19 protein-coding genes are annotated in these 19,511 nt (G+C 68.3%); 8 read left to right on the top strand and 11 right to left on the bottom strand.

Annotation, left to right across the window (positions count from 1 at the left end):
• Positions 1-172: 172 nt before the first annotated feature.
• From P3W75_RS01355 to miaB, 4 genes are all read right to left on the bottom strand, one after another.
• Positions 173-1,012: an HlyC/CorC family transporter gene (locus tag P3W75_RS01355; RefSeq protein ID WP_276225569.1), complete on the bottom strand. Its 840-nt coding sequence runs from the start codon at positions 1,010-1,012 to the stop codon at positions 173-175.
• Positions 1,013-1,033: 21 nt separating this feature from the next.
• Entirely contained in the window at positions 1,034-1,495 is a 462-nt protein-coding gene (ybeY, locus tag P3W75_RS01350; protein ID WP_276225568.1) for an rRNA maturation RNase YbeY, read from the bottom strand.
• The gene (locus P3W75_RS01345; protein WP_276225567.1) at positions 1,488-2,504 is read right to left on the bottom strand and encodes a PhoH family protein; all 1,017 of its coding nucleotides are present in this window, start codon (positions 2,502-2,504) and stop codon (positions 1,488-1,490) included. The genes ybeY and P3W75_RS01345 overlap by 8 nt, the downstream gene beginning before the upstream one ends.
• Positions 2,505-2,592: 88 nt before the next feature.
• Positions 2,593-3,933, bottom strand: coding sequence for a tRNA (N6-isopentenyl adenosine(37)-C2)-methylthiotransferase MiaB (miaB, locus tag P3W75_RS01340; RefSeq protein WP_276225566.1), 1,341 nt, complete (start codon positions 3,931-3,933; stop codon positions 2,593-2,595).
• A 129-nt stretch (positions 3,934-4,062) separates the two neighbouring features.
• Between miaB and P3W75_RS01335 the strand changes: the two genes are divergently transcribed.
• A complete protein-coding gene (locus tag P3W75_RS01335) occupies positions 4,063-4,392 on the top strand; it encodes a DUF1820 family protein (RefSeq protein WP_276225565.1) in 330 nt (109 codons plus the stop codon).
• A gap of 11 nt (positions 4,393-4,403) precedes the next feature.
• Positions 4,404-4,913, top strand: coding sequence for a hypothetical protein (locus P3W75_RS01330; RefSeq protein ID WP_276225564.1), 510 nt, complete (start codon positions 4,404-4,406; stop codon positions 4,911-4,913).
• A 3-nt stretch (positions 4,914-4,916) separates the two neighbouring features.
• Here P3W75_RS01330 and P3W75_RS01325 read toward each other — a convergent pair whose 3' ends face one another.
• The 4 genes from P3W75_RS01325 to P3W75_RS01310 all read right to left on the bottom strand — a co-directional run bounded on the left by P3W75_RS01325 (position 4,917) and on the right by P3W75_RS01310 (position 8,464).
• Complete coding sequence (locus tag P3W75_RS01325; RefSeq protein WP_276225563.1) at positions 4,917-5,462, bottom strand: tetratricopeptide repeat protein; 546 nt, start codon at positions 5,460-5,462, stop codon at positions 4,917-4,919.
• 215 nt (positions 5,463-5,677) lie between these two features.
• Positions 5,678-6,961 carry a glutamate-1-semialdehyde 2,1-aminomutase gene (gene hemL / locus P3W75_RS01320; RefSeq protein ID WP_276225562.1) on the bottom strand — a complete coding sequence of 428 codons (1,284 nt, stop codon included), beginning with the start codon at positions 6,959-6,961 and terminating at the stop codon, positions 5,678-5,680.
• Positions 6,962-7,024: 63 nt separating this feature from the next.
• The gene (thiE, locus tag P3W75_RS01315) at positions 7,025-7,648 is read right to left on the bottom strand and encodes a thiamine phosphate synthase (protein ID WP_276225561.1); all 624 of its coding nucleotides are present in this window, start codon (positions 7,646-7,648) and stop codon (positions 7,025-7,027) included.
• 18 nt (positions 7,649-7,666) lie between these two features.
• Positions 7,667-8,464 carry a bifunctional hydroxymethylpyrimidine kinase/phosphomethylpyrimidine kinase gene (locus P3W75_RS01310; RefSeq protein WP_276225560.1) on the bottom strand — a complete coding sequence of 266 codons (798 nt, stop codon included), beginning with the start codon at positions 8,462-8,464 and terminating at the stop codon, positions 7,667-7,669.
• Between the two features lie 181 nt (positions 8,465-8,645).
• Between P3W75_RS01310 and P3W75_RS01305 the strand changes: the two genes are divergently transcribed.
• Entirely contained in the window at positions 8,646-11,033 is a 2,388-nt protein-coding gene (locus tag P3W75_RS01305) for a hybrid sensor histidine kinase/response regulator (protein ID WP_276225559.1), read from the top strand.
• Between the two features lie 57 nt (positions 11,034-11,090).
• Here P3W75_RS01305 and P3W75_RS01300 read toward each other — a convergent pair whose 3' ends face one another.
• A complete protein-coding gene (locus tag P3W75_RS01300; RefSeq protein ID WP_276225558.1) occupies positions 11,091-12,110 on the bottom strand; it encodes a branched-chain amino acid aminotransferase in 1,020 nt (339 codons plus the stop codon).
• A 362-nt stretch (positions 12,111-12,472) separates the two neighbouring features.
• On the opposite strand from P3W75_RS01300, the gene P3W75_RS01295 reads away from it, so the two are divergent.
• The 4 genes from P3W75_RS01295 to deoC all read left to right on the top strand — a co-directional run bounded on the left by P3W75_RS01295 (position 12,473) and on the right by deoC (position 17,235).
• Positions 12,473-13,120, top strand: coding sequence for a TetR/AcrR family transcriptional regulator (locus P3W75_RS01295; RefSeq protein ID WP_276225557.1), 648 nt, complete (start codon positions 12,473-12,475; stop codon positions 13,118-13,120).
• Positions 13,117-14,766, top strand: coding sequence for an acyl-CoA dehydrogenase family protein (locus P3W75_RS01290; protein WP_276225556.1), 1,650 nt, complete (start codon positions 13,117-13,119; stop codon positions 14,764-14,766). Before P3W75_RS01295 ends, P3W75_RS01290 begins: the two co-directional genes overlap by 4 nt.
• Before the next feature lie 120 nt (positions 14,767-14,886).
• Positions 14,887-16,362: an AMP nucleosidase gene (gene amn, locus P3W75_RS01285; protein WP_276225555.1), complete on the top strand. Its 1,476-nt coding sequence runs from the start codon at positions 14,887-14,889 to the stop codon at positions 16,360-16,362.
• Positions 16,363-16,446: 84 nt separating this feature from the next.
• Entirely contained in the window at positions 16,447-17,235 is a 789-nt protein-coding gene (gene deoC, locus P3W75_RS01280; protein WP_276225554.1) for a deoxyribose-phosphate aldolase, read from the top strand.
• A 47-nt stretch (positions 17,236-17,282) separates the two neighbouring features.
• Here deoC and P3W75_RS01275 read toward each other — a convergent pair whose 3' ends face one another.
• Entirely contained in the window at positions 17,283-18,335 is a 1,053-nt protein-coding gene (locus P3W75_RS01275; protein WP_276225553.1) for an MBL fold metallo-hydrolase, read from the bottom strand.
• 157 nt (positions 18,336-18,492) lie between these two features.
• Here P3W75_RS01275 and P3W75_RS01270 point away from each other — a divergent pair, with 157 nt between their 5' ends.
• Positions 18,493-19,053, top strand: a complete 561-nt coding sequence (locus tag P3W75_RS01270) for a pseudouridine synthase (protein ID WP_276225577.1) — start codon at positions 18,493-18,495, stop codon at positions 19,051-19,053.
• 7 nt (positions 19,054-19,060) lie between these two features.
• Here the strand turns inward: P3W75_RS01270 and P3W75_RS01265 are convergent, their stop codons facing one another.
• Positions 19,061-19,264 carry a DUF2788 domain-containing protein gene (locus P3W75_RS01265; RefSeq protein WP_009617380.1) on the bottom strand — a complete coding sequence of 68 codons (204 nt, stop codon included), beginning with the start codon at positions 19,262-19,264 and terminating at the stop codon, positions 19,061-19,063.
• Positions 19,265-19,511: the final 247 nt, after the last annotated feature.

Below are 19,511 nucleotides of genomic sequence, written 5' to 3'. Positions count from 1 at the left end.
CGTTTTGGCGATGCGCAAGAGTAATGGAGAGACGAACGGTCTGCTACGGGGGTAGGGGCGAAAAGCCATGCAGCATCTGCGACGCTGTGTTGCAGGCTGTCAGAACGATCCGTAGGAGCGCGTCAGGCGCGATCGTGGGCGTGGCCCACTCCTACGGTCGTTCGTGTTCGCTTCAGTCGCGCAGCGGCGTCAGGCGCAGCAGGTGCAGGCGGCGGCTGTCGGCGTTCAGCACGCGGAAGCGGAAACCGCCCAGCTCGGTGGTCTCGTTGCGCTTGGGCAGGTGGCCGAAGGCGCTCATCACCAGGCCGCCGACGGTGTCGAATTCCTCGTCGGAGAATTCCGCGCCGAAGAAGTCGTTGAAGGCCTCCACCGGAGTCAGCGCCTTGACGATGAAGTCGCCGCTGGGCAGCGGCTTGATGTAGCTGTCTTCCTCGACGTCGTGCTCGTCCTCGATGTCGCCGACGATCTGTTCCAGCACGTCCTCGATGGTCACCAGGCCCGCCACGCCGCCGTATTCGTCGATGACGATGGCCATGTGGTTGTGGTTGGCGCGGAACTCGCGCAGCAGCACGTTCAGGCGCTTGGACTCGGGCACGAAGGTGGCCGGGCGCAGCAGGTCCTTGATGTTGAAGGCGTGGTTGTCGTCGTGGAGGATCAGTGGCAGCAGGTCCTTGGCCAGCAGCACGCCCATCACGTCGTCGAGACTCTCGCCGACCACCGGGTAGCGCGAGTGCGCCGCCTCGATGACCGCCGGGAGGAACTCGCGCGGGGTTTGGCTGGCCTTGATGCTGATCAGCTGCGAGCGCGGCACCATGATGTCGCGCACCTGCAGGTCGGCGACCTGGATGGCGCCCTCGACGATGGACAGCGCCTCGCTGTCCAGCAGCTTGTTGTCGTGGGCGTCGCGCAGCAGCTCGAGGAGCTCCTGGCGGTTTCTCGGCTCGTGGGCAAAAGCCTGGGTGATCTTGTCCAGCCAGGACTTATGCCCGTTGCTCGATCGGTCTTCGCTCATCTTTCCTTTGCTCGTTGGCTTTTATTCTTCGTCCGCCGCGTACGGGTCGGGGTAGCCCAGTTCGGCCAGCAATTGCCGTTCCAGGGCCTCCATTTCCTCGGCCTCGGCGTCCTCGATATGGTCGTAGCCCAGCAGGTGCAGGCAACCGTGGATCACCAGGTGGGCCCAGTGCGCCGCCGGTTCCTTGCCCTGTTCGGCGGCCTCGCGCTCGACCACCGGCACGCAGATCACCAGGTCGCCCAGCAGCGGGATGTCCAGCAGTTCGTCGGGTACGTCGGCGGGGAAGGACAGGACGTTGGTGGCGTAGTCCTTGTGCCGCCAGGTGCGGTTCAGCTCGCGCCCCTCGTCCTCGTCGACCAGGCGGATGGTCAGCTCCGAGTCGGCCTTGCGCTGGCGCAGGGCCAGTTCGCACCACTGGCGCAGCTGCGCCTCGCCGGGCAGGTTGGCGGCATCGCTGGCCAGTTGCAGGTCCAGCTCAAGCATCGTCGCGCTCCCGCGCCGGGCGTTCGCCGCCCGGGCGTGCCGGCTGGAGGCTCTCGAAGCGCTCGTAGGCTTCGACGATGCGCTGCACCAGCGGGTGACGCACCACGTCCTTGGGCTTGAAGTGGGTGAAGCTGATGCCCGGTACGTCGCGCAGCACTTCCATCACGTGCTTGAGGCCGGAACGGGTGCCGCGCGGAAGGTCGACCTGGGTGACGTCGCCGGTGATCACCGCGGTGGAGCCGAAGCCGATGCGGGTGAGGAACATCTTCATCTGTTCCATCGTGGTGTTCTGGCTTTCGTCGAGGATGATGAAGCTGTTGTTCAGCGTGCGGCCGCGCATGTAGGCCAACGGCGCGACCTCGATCACCTGGCGCTCGATCAGCTTGGCCACGGTCTCGAAGCCGAGCATCTCGTAGAGGGCGTCGTACAGCGGGCGCAGGTAGGGGTCGATCTTCTGCGACAGGTCGCCGGGCAGGAAACCGAGCTTCTCGCCGGCTTCCACCGCCGGGCGCACCAGCAGGATGCGGCGGATCTGCTCGCGCTCCAGGGCGTCCACCGCGCAGGCCACCGCGAGGTAGGTCTTGCCGGTGCCGGCCGGGCCGATGCCGAAGTTGATGTCGTGGTCGAGGATCGCCTTGACGTAGCGCTGCTGGTTGGCGCCGCGCGGGCGGATGTGCGCCTTGCGGGTCTTCAGCGTGATGTTGGGTACGTCGCCGGTTTCGGTCAGTTCTTCCAGGCCGGATTCCTGGAGGAACAGGTGGACCATGTCCGGGGTCAGCTGGGTGCCGTTCTGCGCCTCGCGATACAGGCGCTGCAGCAGCTGCTCGGCGGCCTGGGTGCGCGCCGCCTCGCCAACCAGTTCGAACTGGTTGCCGCGGTTGCGGATCTCGATGTCCAGGCGTTTCTCGATCTGGTGCAGGTGCTCGTCGAACTGCCCGCAGAGGTTGGCGAAGCTGCGTGCGTCGAAGGGTTCCAGGGTGAAGCGGTGAAGATCCAGGGGGGCGTTCAAGGTGCTGCCGGTATGACCGTTGCGAAAAGGGATGGTCGAAGAATAACCCCGGCGGAGCCTATGGGAAAGCTCGGGCGCCGGGGTGGCTTCAGTGGCGGCTGGTCTCGACCAGGCGGCCGCGCAGCGAGTTGGGCAGCGCTTCGTAGATTTCCACGTCGGCGAACTGGCCGATCAGGCGCGGATTGTCGCAGGCGAAGTTGACCACCCGGTTGTTCCCGGTGCGGCCCTGCAGCTGGCCGGGGTCGCGCTTGGAGTAGTCGGTGACGAGGATGCGCTGGACGCTGCCGACCATCCGCCGGCTGATCTCGAAGCCCTGCTGTTGCAGGCGCGCGTTGAGGATCAGCAGGCGCTGCTTCTTCACCTCCTCGGGGGTGTCGTCGACCAGGTCCGAGGCGGGTGTGCCGGGGCGCGGGCTGTAGATGAAGACGAAGGAGTAGTCGAAGCCGACATCCTCCACCAGCTTCATGGTCTGCTCGAAGTCCTTGTCGGTCTCGCCGGGGAAGCCGACGATGAAGTCCGAGCTGATGCAGATGTCCGGCGCCGCGGCCTTGAGCTTGCGAATGCGCGACTTGTATTCCAGCGCGGTGTGGTTGCGCTTCATCGCGGCCAGCACGCGATCCGAGCCGGACTGCACCGGCAGGTGGACGAACGGCACCAGTTGCGGCACTTCGGCGTGGGCGGCGATCAGCGCGTCGCTGAACTCCAGCGGGTGCGAGGTGGTGTAGCGGATGCGCTCGATGCCGTCGACCTCGGCGACCACGCGGATCAGCTCGGCGAAGTCGGCGACGCGGCCGTCGTGGGTGGCGCCGCGGTAGCCGTTGACGTTCTGCCCGAGCAGGGTGACTTCGCTGACGCCGTTGTCGGCCAGGTGGATGACCTCGGCGAGCACGTCGTCGAACGGCCGGCTGACTTCCTCGCCGCGGGTGTAGGGCACCACACAGAAGCTGCAGTACTTGCTGCAGCCTTCCATCACCGAGACGAAGGCGGTGGGGCCGTCGACGCGCGGTTCGGGCAGGCGGTCGAACTTCTCGATCTCCGGGAACGACACATCCACCTGCGGTTTGCGGGTGGCGCGGGCGGCGTCGATCATTTCCGGCAGGCGGTGCAGGGTCTGCGGGCCGAAGACCACGTCGACGTACGGCGCGCGCTCGCGGATGGCGGCGCCTTCCTGGCTGGCCACGCAGCCGCCGACGCCGATCACCAGCTCCGGCTTCTGCTGCTTCAGGGTCCGCCAGGCGCCCAGTTCGGAGAACACCTTCTCCTGGGCCTTCTCGCGGATCGAGCAGGTGTTGAGGAGGATCACGTCGGCCTCTTCGGCCTTCTCGGTCAGCTCCAGGGCGTGCTGCTCGCCCAGCAGGTCGGCCATGCGCGAGCTGTCGTACTCGTTCATCTGGCAGCCGTGGGTCTGAATGAAAAGCTTCTTGGCCATGCGCGTTCGTCGGGGAAATCCAGTGTGACCGTCCATTATAGAGGCGCACCCGGTCTGTTCCTAGGCTTGCACGTCAGGTGGCTGTGCTATGCTTCGCGCCCCGTTTCGCAGAGCTGTCACCCGTCGTTCATGAACAAGCGCGAGAACCCGATCTACAAGGTCGTCTTCCTCAACCAGGGCCAGGTGTTCGAGATGTACGCCAAGCAGATCTACCAGAGCGATCTGTGGGGCTTCCTGGAAATCGAGGAGTTCGTCTTCGGCGAGCGCACCCAGGTGGTCGTGGACCCCAGCGAAGAGAAGCTCAAGGCCCAGTTCGAGGGCGTCATCCGCAGCTTCGTGCCGCTGCACTCGATCATCCGCATCGACGAAGTCGAACGCCTGGGCACCGCGAAGATCAGCGAGGCCAAGCCCAGCGGCAATGTGATGCCGTTCCCCATGCCGATGCCGGACAAGAACTGAGCAAGCGGACATTGTCCTGGTCCCTGGCTTCGATGTCCTGGCAGCGTCTGGCGTGGCTGTCAGCAGTCTGCCTGTTCAATGCCGCGTTTTTTCTTGCCCATCGTGATCCGCGCAGCGGAATACCCAACGAGTCGAGCGTGCAGACGGCGGTGGGGACCCTGGCCTGGTACCAGACGAACAAGGATGACACTTCCTTCGGCCTTGAGGGGTATGAGCTGCCTTTCCATTACGCCGGCAAGTCCGGTGAGGTCGCGCGCGTCAGGCGCTTCTTGGCGAGTAGCCTGGGTTGGCAGGTGCGGGTGGACTACGTCCCGGCCCAGTTCGGCCCCTGGTGGTCCAGGGAGCCGGGCTTGCAAGTCTGGGGATTGATCATCGGCAATATCAACGTGCGCTCCTACTTCGACATCGAGCAGCGATGGAAGACCCAGGGGTACCTGGCCTTGCCCATGGGGATTTTCATGTTGGGCGGCGGGGTCTATCTGGGAAGCCTGGCGCTACGGCGTCGTCGCGAGGCTCGCTGAACGTCAGGGCAGCGGCGAGAACGGCGTGTTGCCGGCGGTCTGCAGTTCGATCAGGTAGTTGCGGAATATCTGCCCGAGCACCTTGCTGGCGATGTCCAGCTCGTCCTTGCTCATCTGCTCGGCGACCAGGTCGGCGCTGTCCATCGCGTCTTCGGCGCCGTTCACCGCGGCCATCTTCAGCACTATGTAGGCCTGGATGTTGTTGGCCTTGACCCCTTCGCCGCGGAAGAACATGGTCCCCAGGCGCCACTGGGCCTGGGCGTGGCCCTGCAGCGAGGCCTTCTCGTACCAGCGCAGGGCGGCCTGGAAGTCGCGCGGGGCGCGTTCGCCGGTGTAGTAGTACTCGCCCAGCTCGAACTGCGCCTCGGCGTCGCCACCGTTGGCGATCTGCTGGCAGCTGGCCAGAGCCTGCTGCAGTTGCTCGGGCACGGTGTTCAGCGTGCAGCGCCCGGTCGCCGGCACCAGCAGCGAGTTGCCACCCGCCTGCGAGAGCAGGGGAGCGATGAGCAACAGGCTGCCCAGCATCAGGGCGCGACCAGTACGGTACATGGGAGAAAACGGCCTCCGGCAACGGGGCGGGCGTGCAGCCCGGCCGGCGGAAACGTGCCGGCTCGCACATTATGAAATAAGCGGGCGCTTCCTTACAAAGTCTTTACGGTATTTTCCGTGAATTCCGTCCGAGTGGCCAAGAATCTGGCGTAGGCAGAGTCTATTTTGCGTAACGGCGGAAAATTGGCCGCGGCGAGCGCCGCGGCCGGAGGGAGTCACTTCAGGGCGGCGAAGGCGCGCTCGGCGGCGTCCAGGGTCAGTTTCAATTCGGTTTCGCCGTGGGCGATGGAAGTGAAGCCGGCCTCGTAGGCGCTCGGCGCCAGGTACACGCCGCCTTCCAGCATCAGGTGGAAGAAGCGCTTGAAGCGCTCGGCGTCGCTGGTCATCACGTCGGCGAAGGTGACGATGGCGTCCGCCTCGCTGAAGTACAGGCCGAACATGGCGCCGGCCTGGGTGGTCACGAACGGGATGCCGGCGGCGTCGGCGCGCTCCTGCAGGCCCTGCAGCATGCGGCTGGTGTAGGCGGTCAGCTCGTCGTGGAAGCCCGGGCGGCTGATCAGCTTCAGGGTGGTCAGGCCGGCGGCCATGGCCAGCGGGTTACCCGACAGGGTGCCGGCCTGGTAGACCGGGCCCAGCGGGGAAATCTGCTCCATGATCGCGCGTTTGCCGCCGAAGGCGCCCACCGGCATGCCGCCGCCGATGATCTTGCCGAAGGTCGACAGGTCCGGGGTCACGCCGTAGAGGGCCTGGGCGCTGCCGAGGTGGACGCGGAAGCCGGTCATCACTTCGTCGAAGATCAGTACCACGCCGTGCTTGTCGCAAGCCGCGCGCAGGCCCTGGAGGAAGCCCGGGGCCGGCGGCACGCAGTTCATGTTGCCGGCCACCGGCTCGACGATGATGCAGGCGACGTTCTGGCCGCACTCGTCCAGGGTCTTTTCCACGGCGGCCAGGTCGTTGAACGGCAGGGTCAGGGTGTGCTTGGCGAAGTCCGCCGGCACGCCCGGGGAGTTCGGCACGCCGAAGGTCAGGGCGCCGGAGCCGGCTTTCACCAGCAGGCTGTCGGAGTGGCCGTGGTAGCAGCCCTCGAACTTGATGATGTCGTCGCGGCCGGTATAGCCACGGGCCAGGCGGATGGCGCTCATGGTCGCCTCGGTGCCGGAGCTGACCATGCGCACCATGTCCATGGACGGCACCAGCGAGCAGACCAGGTCGGCCATTTCCACTTCCAGCGCGGTGGGCGCGCCGTAGGACAGGCCGTGTTCCAGCTGGCGACGCACCGCGTCGAGCACTTCCGGGTGGGCGTGGCCGAGGATCATCGGGCCCCAGGAGCCGACGTAGTCGACGTAGCGCTTGTCGTCTTCATCCACCACGTAGGCGCCTTCCGCATGCTTGAAGAACAGCGGGGTGCCGCCGACGCTCTTGAAGGCGCGCACCGGCGAGTTGACGCCGCCGGGGATGTGCTTCTGGGCGTTGGCGAAGAGGAGTTCGGAACGGGACATGGCGACCTCTCGTAGGATTCCGGAATGCGGGCGGCGCCGCCTGCGCGGCGCTGCGGGAATGGGTTAGAACAGCGCGCTGAAGGCGCGCGCGCGGCGCTCCACTTCGGCCGGGGTGTCGGCGGCGAAGAGGGCGTTGATCACCGCCAGCAGGTCGGCGCCGCGGCCGATCAGCTCGGGGGCGTTGTCCAGGGTCACGCCGCCGATGGCCACCAGCGGCACGCCGGCGAAGCGCGCGCGGGCCTGTTCGAGCAGCTCGGGGCCGGCCTCGGAGGCGCCGGGCTTGGTCAACGACTGGAAGAAGCGGCCGAAGGCGACGTAGTCGGCACCCTCGGCGACGGCCTGCGCGGCCAGCTCCAGGCTGCCGTGGCAGGTGGCGCCGATGATCGCCTTGCGGCCGAGCAGGGCGCGGGCGGCTGCCAGCGAGCCGTCGGTCTGCCCGAGGTGCACGCTGACGCCCAGGCGCGCGGCCAGTTCGGCGTCGTCGTTGATGATCAGTTCGGCGCCGTGGCGCTCGCACAGGTCGCGCAGGGCCTCGGCCTCGCGCAGGCGGCGCGATTCGTCGGCGGACTTGTCGCGGTATTGCAGCAGACGCGCGCCGCCGCGCAGGGCGGCCTCGACGTAGGGCAGCAGGCGCCCGTCGGCGAGCAGCTTGCTATCGGTGATGGCGTAGAGTCCGCGAAGTTTCATCAGGGCCTCGGCAGTGAATCAGGAGCAGAAGTCCAGCGGCAGCCGGCGCGGGATGTACTGGCCGCGGCCGGGGGCCTCGGCGTCGCGCAGGGTGCGCCAGGTGTAGTCGAGGGCGCTGCGCACGGCGCTGGGCAGGGCCTCGCCCAGGGCCAGGCGGCCGGACAGGGCGCTGGCCAGGGTGCAGCCCGAGCCGTGGTAGCTGCCCGGCAGGCGCTCGCAGGTGTAGTCGTGGCGGCTGCCGTCGCGGCAGTACAGGCGATTGTGTACCTGCGACTCGTCGCCGTGGCCGCCGGTGATCAGCAGGTTCTCGATGTACGGCAGCAGCTTCGCGGCGCACTCGTCGGCGCTGCCCTCGGGCAGTTCGGCGAGGATGCGCGCCTCGGGCAGGTTCGGCGTGGCGATGGCCGCCACCGGGAACAGCCGTTCGCGGATCGCGTAGCCGACTTCGTCCTTGCCCAGGGCGCCGCCGCCGCCGGCGCGCAGCACCGGGTCACAGACCAGCGGTACGCCGGGCAGCGACTGCATGATTTCGAGCACGGTCTCGACCATCTGCACCGAGCCGAGCATGCCCAGCTTGACCGCCGCCACCGGCAGGTCGGCGATCACGGCGTTGGCCTGGGCCAGCACCCACTCGCGGTCGAGTACGCGGAAGTCGGCGACGTCGACGGTGTCCTGGACGGTCAGCGCGGTGACGGCCGGGGCCGCATGGCAACCCTGGGCGATCAGGGCTTCGATATCGGCCTGCAGGCCGGCGCCACCACTCGGGTCGTGACCGGACAGGCAGAGCACTACGGGGCGGGAGCTTGGCATTTTCATGGCGCGGGAGCTTACCACTAAACCGCACGGGCGTCGTTTGCGCCGATCCCCGGTGGCGGCGCTGCTTGCGGGCCGCCTCGGCATGCTAGAGTTGCCCGATTCGAACATCACGCCCACAAGGCGCGCCATTCGCGGGAGATGGGGCTCCCCGGCGGCGCCTGGAGGGGCACTGCGGGGTAGCATGGGACGCTGGCTGTTTCTCTTTGTACTTCTGCTGTCGCCATGGGCTGGCGCGGTGAGCTTCGACGAGCACACCGGGCAGTTGCCGCTGGGGCACGAGATCGACGTCTTCGAGGATGTGCGCGGCACCGCCGACATCGCCGACATCACTTCGGCGGCGCTGGCCGGCAGCTTCCACCGGCACGACCGCGACGTGCTCAACGCCGGCTACTCGCGCTCGGTCTACTGGCTGCGCCTGGACCTCGACTACCGCCCGCAGGAATCCCAGGACCCGGCGCACTGGCTGCTGGAGCTGGCCTACCCGCCGCTGGACCGCCTGGACCTCTACCTTCCCGACGGCGCCGGCGGCTACCGCCTGGCCCAGCGCACCGGCGACACCCTGGCGTTCTCCAGCCGGCCGATCAGCCTGACCAACTACCTGTTCGACCTCAAGCTCGAACCCGGCAAGCCGCTGCGCGTCTACCTGCGCCTGGAAAGCCAGGGCTCGATCCAGGCGCCGCTCACACTGTGGTCGCCCAAGGCCTACATGGAGAACCAGCCAGGCAACGTCTACGTGCTCGGGATCATCTACGGCGTGCTGCTGGGGATGCTGGTCTACAACCTGTTCATCTATATCAGTGTCCGCGACACCAGCTACCTCTACTACATCCTCTATATCGCCTCGTTCGGCTTCTACCAGGTCTCGGTGAACGGCGCCGGCATCGAGTATTTCTGGCCCAACAGTCCCTGGTGGGCGAACGCCTCGACGCCCTTCCTGATCGGTTCGGCGGCGCTGTTCGGCTGCCAGTTCGCCCGCAGCTTCCTGCACACCCGCGAGCACAGCCCGTGGATCGACCGCGTGCTGCTGGCGCTGATGGCCACCGGCGCGCTGGTGATGCTGCTGGCGCTGTCGGCCAGCTACGCGCTGTCGCTGCGCCTGGCCACCTACCTGGCGCTGGCCTTCGTGGTGGTGATCTTCAGCGCCGGCATCCTCGCCTGGCTGCGCGGTATGCGCGTGGCACGCTACTTCATCTTCGCCTGGAGCGCCTTCCTGCTCGGCGGCACCATCAACACCCTGATGGTCCTGGGCTTCCTGCCCAACGTGTTCCTCACCATGTACTCCGGCCAGATCGGCTCGGCGCTGGAGGTGGGGCTGCTGTCACTGGCCCTGGCCGACCGCATCAACGCCATGAAGGAAGAGCGCACGCGTATCCTCCAGGAATCCAGCCGCAAGCTGGAGCAGCTCAACCTCGAACTGGCCAACAGCAACCGCCTGAAGGACGAGTTCCTGGCCACCGTCACCCACGAGCTGCGTACACCCATGAGCGGGGTGATCGGTTCGCTGGAGCTGATGCAGACGGTGCCGATGGATGTGGAGCTGGCGCAGTACCAGAAGACCGCCACCGGCTCGGCGCGCGACATGATGCGCATGGTCAACGACATCCTCGCGCTGATCGAGCTGCAGGCCGGCAAGCTCTACCCGCGCCGCGAGCCGTTCAGCCTGCGCGGCCTGTTCGACAGCCTGCGCGCGCAGTACGCGCCGCGCGCGGAGGACAAGGGCCTGCGCTTCGAGCTGCAACTGGACGAAAGCCTGCCGGATACCCTCGAGGGCGACGCCGGCAAGCTGGCGCAGGCCCTCGGCCATTTGCTCGACAACGCCATCAAGTTCACCCGCCAGGGCGGCGTGACCCTGCGCGTCGGCGGCCAGCGGCAGGCCGATGGGGTGGCTCTGCGCGTCGAGGTGCGGGATTCGGGCATCGGTTTCGAGACGCCGGAGAACGACGTGCTGTACCAGCGTTTCCACCAGCTCGACGGCTCGCTGACCCGCGAGTACGGCGGTTTGGGCATTGGCCTGGCGCTGTGCCGGCAGCTCACCGAGCTGCTCGGCGGCCACCTGCAGCACAACTCTGTGCCGGGGCGCGGCAGCTGTTTCTGGCTGGAGCTTACCCTTGGCCAGCCGGCCCAGTGCTACAGCGCGCCGCCTCGCCGCGCCGGTGGCCAGGCGGTGCGCCGCCCCGAGCAGTGCACGGTGCTGGTGGTGGAGGACAACGCCATCAACCAGTTGGTGATCCGCGGCATGCTGCTCAAGCTCGGCTACCGCGTGCGCACCGCCGACAACGGTGCGGAGGCCATCGAGTTGCTGCGCCGCGAGGGCGTCGACGCGGTGCTGCTGGACTGCCAGATGCCGGTCATGGACGGCTTCGCCACCTGCCGGGCGATCCGCGCGCTGCCGCACGGCGGCGAGCTGCCGGTGCTGGCCATCACCGCCCACAGCCACAGCGGCGACCGTGAGCGCTGCCTGGCCGCCGGCATGAGCGACTACCTGGCCAAGCCGGTGAAGTTCGAGGAGCTGCAGACCCTGCTGCACGACTGGCTGCTGTGCCAGCCGGCGCTGCCGAGCCACGCCTGAAACGACGACGCCCGGCGGGTGCCGGGCGTCGCGTGGCGTGCCGGAAGGCGGCCGGGGTCAGACCTTGACGATCCAGCCCTCGGGGCCTTCGATGTCGCCGGTCTGGATGCCGGTCAGTTCCTCGTAGAGGCGACGGGTCACCGGGCCGACGGTTTCGCGGCTGTGGAACACGTGCAGCTTGTCCTTGTACTGGATGCCGCCGATCGGCGTGATCACCGCGGCGGTGCCGCAGGCGCCGGCTTCCTTGAAGCGCGCCAGGTCGTCGATCTGCACGTCGCCCTCGGTGACCTTCAGGCCCAGGCGCTGGGCGGCCAGCTCCATCAGCGACAGGCGGGTGATGCCCGGCAGCACCGAGCTGGAGCGCGGGGTGACGAACTCGTCGTCGTGGGTGATGGCGAAGAAGTTCGCCGAGCCCACTTCCTCGATGCGGGTGTGGGTGGCCGGATCGAGGTAGATGCAGTCGGCGAAGCCGTCTTTCTTGGCCTGCGAGCCCGGCAGCAGACTGGCGGCGTAGTTGCCGCCGACCTTGGCGGCGCCGGTGCCGTGGGGCGCGGCGCGGTCGTAGGTGGAGATCACGAAGTCATGGGGCTTCATGCCGCCCTTGAAGTAGGCGCCGACCGGGATGCAGAACACCGAGAAGATGAACTCGGGGGCCGGGCGCACGCCGATGTTGTCGCCCACGCCGATGACGAACGGGCGCAGGTACAGGGCGCCGCCGGAGCCGTACGGCGGGATGAAGCGTTCGTTGGCGCGGACCACCGCCTTGCAGGCCTCGATGAACTGCTCCTCGGACACCTGCGGCATCAGTACGCGGGCGCAGCTGCGTTGCATGCGGCGGGCGTTCTGGTCGGGGCGGAAGAGGTTGATCGAGCCGTCCTTGCAGCGGTAGGCCTTGAGGCCTTCGAAGCACTGCTGGCCGTAGTGCAGGGCCGAGGAGCCCTCGCTGATGTGCAGGACGTTGTCTTCGGTCAGCTTGCCGTCGTCCCAGAGGCCATCGCGCCAGTGGGAGATGTAGCGGAAATCGGTCTTGATGTAATCGAATCCGAGCGCGCCCCAATCGATGTCTTTCTGTTCCATGCTTACCTCGTTCAATGGATTACCTGCGGCCAACAACGGATGCCATGACGCGGCCGGCGAGCGTCCGGGCAGGTGGTTCGAGAGACTCTGGCGGCGGGCGCTGCCTGAATCGACCAGGACTCCGGGGCGCGACCGGGTCGGCGAAGTCCGTCGGGTGGCCACCACCAGGAGCCCACCAAGCCTCGCCATGATACTGACGAAGCGCCCGCCTGTGGGCACTTTCCCGCTTCCGTTGCTGCCATCAGTCGCCTGGCCGCCGTTCGTCGCTGTCCGAAACCGCCTTGCCGCTGGCGCAAATACCGCTTTGGCCAAGCTCTGAAGCATGATTCACTGCTTGAAAGAAATGAATCCGGATTCAGACCATGGCCTACCGTCTTACCGAAGCCCGCCAGCAGAAGGACGGCGAGCAACGTGAACGCATCCTCCAGCTGGCCCTGGATCGCGTCGCCGAGGGTGGTTTCGCGGCGCTGACCATGCAGGCCCTGGCCGAGGAGGCGGGCATCGCCACCGGTAGCCTGTACCGGCACTTCCGCGGCAAGGGCGAGCTGGCCGCCGAGGTCTTCGCCCGCGCCAGCCAGCGCGAGGTGGACGCCCTCGCCGAAGTCCTGGGCGGCCCCGGCACGCCCGCCGAACGCCTGGCCCAGGGCCTGCGCCAGTTCGCCCGGCGCGCCTGGGACAGCCGGCGCCTGGCCTTCGCCCTGATCGCCGAGCCGGTCGACCCGGAAGTGGACGAGCAGCGCCTGCTGTACCGCGAAGCCTACGCCGAACTGTTCGTCGAACTGCTCGACGAAGGCGTGCGTGATGGCCGCTTCCGCGTCGGCCCGGCGCCGCTGATCGCCGCCTGCCTGGTCGGGGCGATCGCCGAATCCCTGGTCGGCCCGCTGTCGCCGCCGGCCCGTGCCGCCCGCGACGCCGGGCACCCCAGCCTGGGCCTGGAGCAAGTCAGCCAGGCCCTGGTCGATTTCTGCCTGCGCGCCGTCGGCGCGCCCCTGCCGGAGGAACCGCGATGAACCTGCACCAGTACGCCGAGACCCACGAAGTCAGCAACCAGGTGCCGCCGCTGGATGGCGCCAACCTGTACCGCGTCGACCTGCCGCTGCAGGAGTGGCTGCGCCGCTACGACGGCGGCTGGGCCGAGCAGCGCCTGGACGCCTACGGCGCGCTGGCCGGCGGGCCGCTGATGGCGGCCGGGTTCCTGGCCAACGAGAACAAGCCGGTGTTCAAGAGCCACGATCGCTATGGCCACCGCGTCGACCTGGTGGAGTTCCACCCGGCCTACCACGAGCTGATGCGCGCGGCCATCGAGGCCGGCATCCCGTCCATGCCCTGGACCGACCCGCGCGCCGGCGCGCATGTCGCCCGCGCCGGCCTGAGCTACCTGCACAGCCAGGCCGAGGCCGGCACCGGCTGCCCGTTGACCATGACCTTCGCCAGCGTGCCGGCCTTGCGCCTGCAGCCGGACCTCGCCGAGAAATGGCTGCCGAAGATCCTCTCCACCGAGTACGACCCGCGCAACCTGCCGATCGAGCAGAAGAGCGGGGCGACCATCGGCATGGCCATGACCGAGAAGCAGGGCGGCACCGACGTGCGCGCCAACACCACGCGCGCCTACCCGGTGGGCATTCCCGGCCCGGGCCAGGCCTACGAGCTGGTCGGGCACAAGTGGTTCTGCTCGGCGCCGATGTGCGACGCCTTCCTTACCCTGGCCTACACCGACAAGGGCCTGACCTGCTTCCTGCTGCCGCGCCACCGCCCGGATGGCTCGCGCAACGAGTTCTACATCCAGCGCCTGAAGAACAAGCTGGGCAACTGGTCCAACGCCTCCAGCGAGGTGGAGTACCGCGGCGCCCTGGCCTGGATGGTCGGCGAGGAAGGGCGCGGCGTGCCGACCATCATCGAGATGGTCGCCATGACCCGCTTCGACTGCATGGTTGGCTCAAGCTCCTTGATGCGCCAAGCGCTGACCCAGGCCGCGCACCACTGCGCCTACCGCCAGGTCGGCGGTCGGGTGCTGGCCGAGCAGCCGCTGATGCAGAACGTGCTCGCCGACCTGGCGCTGGAAAGCGAGGCGGCGCTGGCCCTGACCATGCGCATGGGCCGTGCCCTCGACCACCTGCACGACGAGCGCGAGGACAAGTTCGCCCGCCTGGTCACCGCCGTGGGCAAGTACTGGATCTGCAAGCGCGCCCCGGCGATGATCAACGAAGCCGCCGAATGCCTGGGCGGCGCCGGCTACGTCGAGGACACCATCCTGCCGCGGCTGTACCGCGAGGCGCCGGTCAACTCCACCTGGGAAGGTTCGGGCAACGTGCAATGCCTGGACGTGTTGCGCGCCCTGTCGAAGGAGCCGGGTGTGCTCGACGCGCTCTTCGTCGAACTGGGCGACGGCCATGGCGACGCGCGCCTGGCGTCGTTCATCGGCAACCTCAAGGCGGCCTTCGCCGACACCGCCGACATCCAGTTCCGCGCCCGCCAGCTCACCGAGGACGTGGCCGTCGCCCTGCAGGCCAAGCTGCTGCTGGAAGCCGGCAACGCCACCGTCTCCGACGCCTTCATCGGCAGCCGCCTGGGCAACGGCGGGCGGGTCTACGGCACCCTGCCGCGCGGCACCGACGTCGAGGCCCTGGTGGCGCGCTCCACGCCGCACCTGGCCTGAGGTCTTGGGGCCCGCCGCCGGCGGGCCCCGGGTTTCCCGACAGTCAGCGAGCAAACTGTCATCCCCTTCCTGCTAATAAGCAGGCAAGATGGAACTGATCGCTCAGACAGGAAGCCCACCATGAATGCCGAGCCTGGCGACGCTTTCGTCGTCGCCCACACCGCCGAAGAAGCGGTCGACCGCCTAGCCGCCTTGCACCAGCGCGCCACCGGGGCGCTGAGCCAGGCGCTGCGGCGCTACCTGAAGGGCCGCGAGCATCCCGCCGCCGAGGAGCGCGCGCTGTTCCGCTACCCGCAGCTGCGCCTGACCTACCTGTGCCAGGGTGAAGTGCCCTCGACCACCCGCGCCTACGCCAAGGTGCAGACGCCGGGCACCTACGCCGTCACCATTACCCACCCCGAGGCCTTCCGCAAATACCTGCTGGAGCAGCTGCGGCCGCTGATGGAAGACTTCACGGTGCGCGTCGAGGTCGGCCCCAGCGAACAGAACATCCCCTATCCCTATGTGGTCGAGCAGGGCGACGAGCTGGCCGGTTCCGGGGTGACCGCCGCCGAGCTGGCGCGGGTGTTCCCCAGCACCGACCTGTCGGCCACCTCCGACGGCATCGCCGACGGCCTCTACCAGTGGGAAGGCGCCGACCCCATGCCGCTGGCGCTGTTCGACGCGGCGCGCACCGACTTCTCGCTGCGCCGCCTGGTGCACTACACCGGCAGCGACTGGCGCCATGTGCAGCCGTGGATCCTGCTGACCAACTACCACCGCTACGTCGACCAGTTCATCCACACCGGCCTGGAGCGCCTGCGCGAAGACCCGCGCTTCGTGCGCATGGTGCTGCCGGGCAACGTGGTGATCGAGCGCGACATGGACCAGGGCGAGGCCAACGCCATCATCGCCGGGGTCGAGTGGCACCGCTTCCAGATGCCGGCGTACCACCTGATCGCCAGCGACGGCGACGGCGTCACCCTGATCAACATCGGCGTCGGCCCGTCCAACGCGAAGAACATCACCGACCACCTGGCCGTGCTGCGCCCGCACTGCTGGCTGATGATCGGCCACTGCGGTGGCCTGCGGCAGTCGCAGACCATCGGCGACTACGTGCTGGCCCACGCCTACATGCGCCGCGACGGCATCCTCGACCGCGTGCTGCCGCCGCACATCCCGGTGCCGGCCCTGGCCGAGGTGCAGGTGGCGCTGCAGGAAGCGGCGGCGCTGGTCACCGGCGAGCGCGGCGAACAGCTCAAGCGGCGCCTGCGCACCGGCACCGTGCTGACCTACGACGACCGCAACTGGGAGCTGCACTGGGCCCAGGAGCGCCCGCTGATCAACCTGGCGCGGGCCGTGGCGGTGGACATGGAAAGTGGCACCATCGCCGCCCAGGGCTATCGCCTGCGGGTGCCCTACGGCACGCTGCTATGCGTGTCCGACAAGCCGCTGCACAGCGAGATCAAGCTGCCCGGCGCCGCCACCTCGTTCTACCAGCGCGCGGTGAGCCAGCACCTGGCGATCGGCATCGCAGCCGTCGACCTGCTGCGTACCCAGCTCAATTCGCTGCACTCGCGCAAGCTGCGCAGCTTCGACGAGCCGCCGTTCCGCTGATCCAGCGCATGGCAACGGGCCTTTCCCGCTCCGGCGGGGAGGGCCCGTGGCAGGATGGCGCAAAGACCGCAACCGGAGGACGTCATGGCTGAATCCCTGCAACCGACCCGCGCCGAGCGCGCCGCGCGGGTGTTGTCACTGCTCGACCTGACGTCGCTGAACGCCAGCGACGACATGCCGCGCATCGTCCAGCTGTGCCGCCAGGCCCTGACGCCCTACGGCGAGGTGGCGGCGGTGTGCGTCTACCCGCGCTTCGTCCACGTGGCGCGGCGCACGCTCAATGGCTTCGGCGCGCGTGCCGTGAAGGTCGCCAGCGTGTGCAATTTCCCGGCGGGCGATGCCCCGGCCGCCGAGGTGCTGGAAGAGGTGCGCCGGACCCTCGCCGAAGGCGCCGACGAGATCGACCTGGTCTACCCCTGGCGGGCGCTCAAGGCCGGGCGGGAGACCGGCGCGGTGGAGCTGATCCGCGCCTGCAAGGCGCTCTGCGGCCCCTATCACCGGCTCAAGGTGATCCTCGAAAGCGGCGAGCTGGACGACCCCGAACTGATCCGCACGGCCAGTCGCGAGGCCATCGCCGGCGGCGCCGACTTCCTCAAGACCAGCACCGGCAAGGCCGCGCACAACGCCACGGCGGAAGCGGCGCGGGTGATGCTCGAGTGCATTCTCGAATCTGGCGGCAAGGTGGGCTTCAAGGCGTCCGGCGGCATTCGCCGGCTGGAGGATGCCGAGGTCTACCTGGCGCTGGCGGCGGAGCGCCTGGGCGATGCCTGGGTCACTCCGCAGCACCTGCGCTTCGGCGCGTCCGCGCTGCTCGACGACTTGTTGGGCGAGCTGGCGGGAACGGTCGCGGCGGATTCGTCCACGTCCTACTGACGGGCTGATGGAGCGAAGCGCTGGGTATCGCTTCGCTCAACGCCAGCCTACGGGCGGCTGGCCAGTGGCGGCACCTGCCACTGTTCGCCGGGCTTGGGTGCGCGGAACGCCTGGCTTTCCACGCCCTGTTCGGTCAGCGCCTGGGCCAGGTCGCGAACCGGAGCGAACTGGCCTTCGTCACTCAGGCGGAAGGTGCCGAAGTGGATGGCCATGCTGCACTGCGATTCCAAGGTGCGGTGGGCCTGCACGGCGTCGTCCGGGTTCATGTGGTGGTGGCGCATGAACCAGCGCGGCTCGTAGGCGCCGATCGGCAGGGTGGCGAAGCGCAGCGGGCCGAAGCGTTCGCGGATCAGGCCGAACTCCGGGCCCAGGCCGGTATCGCCGGGGAACAGAATCGGGCCATCGGCCGATTCCAGCACGAAGCCCAGCCAGAGGGTGCGGTTGGTGTCGCTGCGGGTGCGCGCCGACCAGTGCTGCGCCGGCACCCCGGTCAGCAGCATGCCCTCGGGCAGCGCCAGGCTCTGCCACCAGTCCAGTTCCTGCACGTCGGCGAAGCCGCAAGCCTGGATCAGCCCGGCGTTGCCCAGGCCGGTCACCACCTTCGCTTCCGGGAAGCGCCGGGCCAGTTGGCTGAGGCTGCCGACGTCGAGGTGGTCGTAGTGGTTGTGGCTGACCAGGATCAGGTTGATCGGCGGCAGCTCGTCCAGCGCCAGGCCTGGCGGGTGGTGACGCTTGGGGCCGATGAAGCCGAAGGGGCTGCTGCGCTCGCACCACAGCGGGTCGGTGAGGATGTTCAGGCCGCGGTGCTGGATCAGCACGGTGGCGTGGTTGATGTAGGTGACGCGCAGTTCCTCGCCGCTGACCCGCGCCGGGGTTTCCGGGCGGCGCTCGGCGCCGGGCTGGTCGACCCAGGCCAGCTGCCGGTCGCGCTGCAGCTGCCATTTGAGGAATTCGCGGAAACCGTGCTGCGGCTTGGCGTCGAGGTTGCGGAAGCGCGCCCCGTCGAAGTTCGCGCCTTGCGCGCCGCGGTGGCCGGCGCCGAGGCGGCCGGCGAGGTTGAGCAGGGTGATCAGCCAGGGAGAGCGACGAGCGTTGGGCATGGCGGGATGCTCTTGTGTGCTCTTGCGGGGGACACTGGCACAACCTAGCATGCCGGCCCATGCTTTTGCTCCGCCGACCTGTAGCCAGTCCTTGCCCATGCCGCGTCCGCCCCGTTCCAGTTCCCCCCGTCCCGCTTCCCGATCCGCTCCGCGCCGGGTGGCCAAGGCGCCGCCGGCGCAGTCGCGGCTGATCCTGCTGAACAAGCCGTTCGACGTGCTCACCCAGTTCAACGACAGCGAAGGCCGGGCGACGCTCAAGGACTACGTGCCGATCCCCGGCGTCTATCCGGCCGGGCGCCTGGACCGCGACAGCGAGGGCTTGCTGCTGTTGACCAACGACGGCCGCCTGCAGGCGCGCATCGCCGACCCGAAGCACAAGCTGCCGAAGACCTACTGGGTGCAGGTGGAAGGTGAGCCGAGCGAGGAGCAGCTGCAGAAGCTGCGCCAGGGCGTGGAGCTGAACGACGGCCCGACGCTGCCGGCCGAAGCGCGGCGGCTGGACGAGCCGCAGCTATGGGAACGGGTGCCGCCGGTGCGCTTCCGCAAGTCGGTGCCCACGGCCTGGCTGGAACTGGTGATTCGCGAGGGGCGCAACCGCCAGGTGCGGCGCATGACGGCGGCTGTCGGCCTGCCGACCCTGCGCCTGGTGCGGGTGCGCATCGGCCCCTGGGCGCTGGACGGGCTGCAACCCGGGCAGTGGCGCGAGGTGCAGCCCTAGGGCTGGGTCAGAAGCCGCCTTCCAGGCCGGCGACCACGAAGGACTTCACCAGGAAACCGAACACGCCGAGGCCGAGGGCGAAGAACAGCACCATGGTGCCCATGCGTCCGGCCTTGGACTTCTTGGCCAGGTCCCAGACGATGAAGGCCATGAACAGGACCAGGGCGCTGACCAGCCCGTACATCATCCAGTCTTCGAAACTCTCGTTCATTGCTGCTCCTGCCCGGCGCGGGCGATTTCAGTGGGGCCGGGGTTGCCGGCGGTCGCGAGGACGGGCGGCATTATACGCATCTGGCTGTTTGTTGATCAGGCTGTGCAGAAAGTGAGCAAATTTCCCTGGCGAGGGCCGCGCGCGCTTCAGGAAGTCCCGCGGCTGTGGGCCTGGCGCGAATAAATCGAGTGCGAGGGGGCCGCGACAGGACGCCGGGTGCGCGAATTTGTCGCACCTGTCCTAGTGT

This window comes from Pseudomonas citronellolis, assembly GCF_029335315.1.
In the GTDB taxonomy this organism is placed as follows: Bacteria; Pseudomonadota; Gammaproteobacteria; order Pseudomonadales; family Pseudomonadaceae; genus Pseudomonas; species Pseudomonas citronellolis_A.
This window is presented reverse-complemented; position numbering and strand designations above follow the sequence as displayed.

Excerpts from the sequence above, each read along its gene's own strand:
- hemL (WP_276225562.1), bottom strand. The coding sequence starts at position 6,961 with ATGTCCCGTTCCGAACTCCTCTTCGCCAACGCCCAGAAGCACATCCCC.
- P3W75_RS01305 (WP_276225559.1), top strand. The coding sequence starts at position 8,646 with ATGGGACGCTGGCTGTTTCTCTTTGTACTTCTGCTGTCGCCATGGGCT.
- P3W75_RS01335 (WP_276225565.1), top strand. The coding sequence starts at position 4,063 with ATGAACAAGCGCGAGAACCCGATCTACAAGGTCGTCTTCCTCAACCAG.
- P3W75_RS01290 (WP_276225556.1), top strand. The coding sequence starts at position 13,117 with ATGAACCTGCACCAGTACGCCGAGACCCACGAAGTCAGCAACCAGGTG.
- miaB (WP_276225566.1), bottom strand. The coding sequence starts at position 3,933 with ATGGCCAAGAAGCTTTTCATTCAGACCCACGGCTGCCAGATGAACGAG.
- deoC (WP_276225554.1), top strand. The coding sequence starts at position 16,447 with ATGGCTGAATCCCTGCAACCGACCCGCGCCGAGCGCGCCGCGCGGGTG.
- P3W75_RS01275 (WP_276225553.1), bottom strand. The coding sequence starts at position 18,335 with ATGCCCAACGCTCGTCGCTCTCCCTGGCTGATCACCCTGCTCAACCTC.
- P3W75_RS01265 (WP_009617380.1), bottom strand. The coding sequence starts at position 19,264 with ATGAACGAGAGTTTCGAAGACTGGATGATGTACGGGCTGGTCAGCGCC.
- ybeY (WP_276225568.1), bottom strand. The coding sequence starts at position 1,495 with ATGCTTGAGCTGGACCTGCAACTGGCCAGCGATGCCGCCAACCTGCCC.
- thiE (WP_276225561.1), bottom strand. The coding sequence starts at position 7,648 with ATGAAACTTCGCGGACTCTACGCCATCACCGATAGCAAGCTGCTCGCC.
- P3W75_RS01295 (WP_276225557.1), top strand. The coding sequence starts at position 12,473 with ATGGCCTACCGTCTTACCGAAGCCCGCCAGCAGAAGGACGGCGAGCAA.
- P3W75_RS01325 (WP_276225563.1), bottom strand. The coding sequence starts at position 5,462 with ATGTACCGTACTGGTCGCGCCCTGATGCTGGGCAGCCTGTTGCTCATC.
- P3W75_RS01300 (WP_276225558.1), bottom strand. The coding sequence starts at position 12,110 with ATGGAACAGAAAGACATCGATTGGGGCGCGCTCGGATTCGATTACATC.
- P3W75_RS01355 (WP_276225569.1), bottom strand. The coding sequence starts at position 1,012 with ATGAGCGAAGACCGATCGAGCAACGGGCATAAGTCCTGGCTGGACAAG.
- P3W75_RS01310 (WP_276225560.1), bottom strand. The coding sequence starts at position 8,464 with ATGAAAATGCCAAGCTCCCGCCCCGTAGTGCTCTGCCTGTCCGGTCAC.
- amn (WP_276225555.1), top strand. The coding sequence starts at position 14,887 with ATGAATGCCGAGCCTGGCGACGCTTTCGTCGTCGCCCACACCGCCGAA.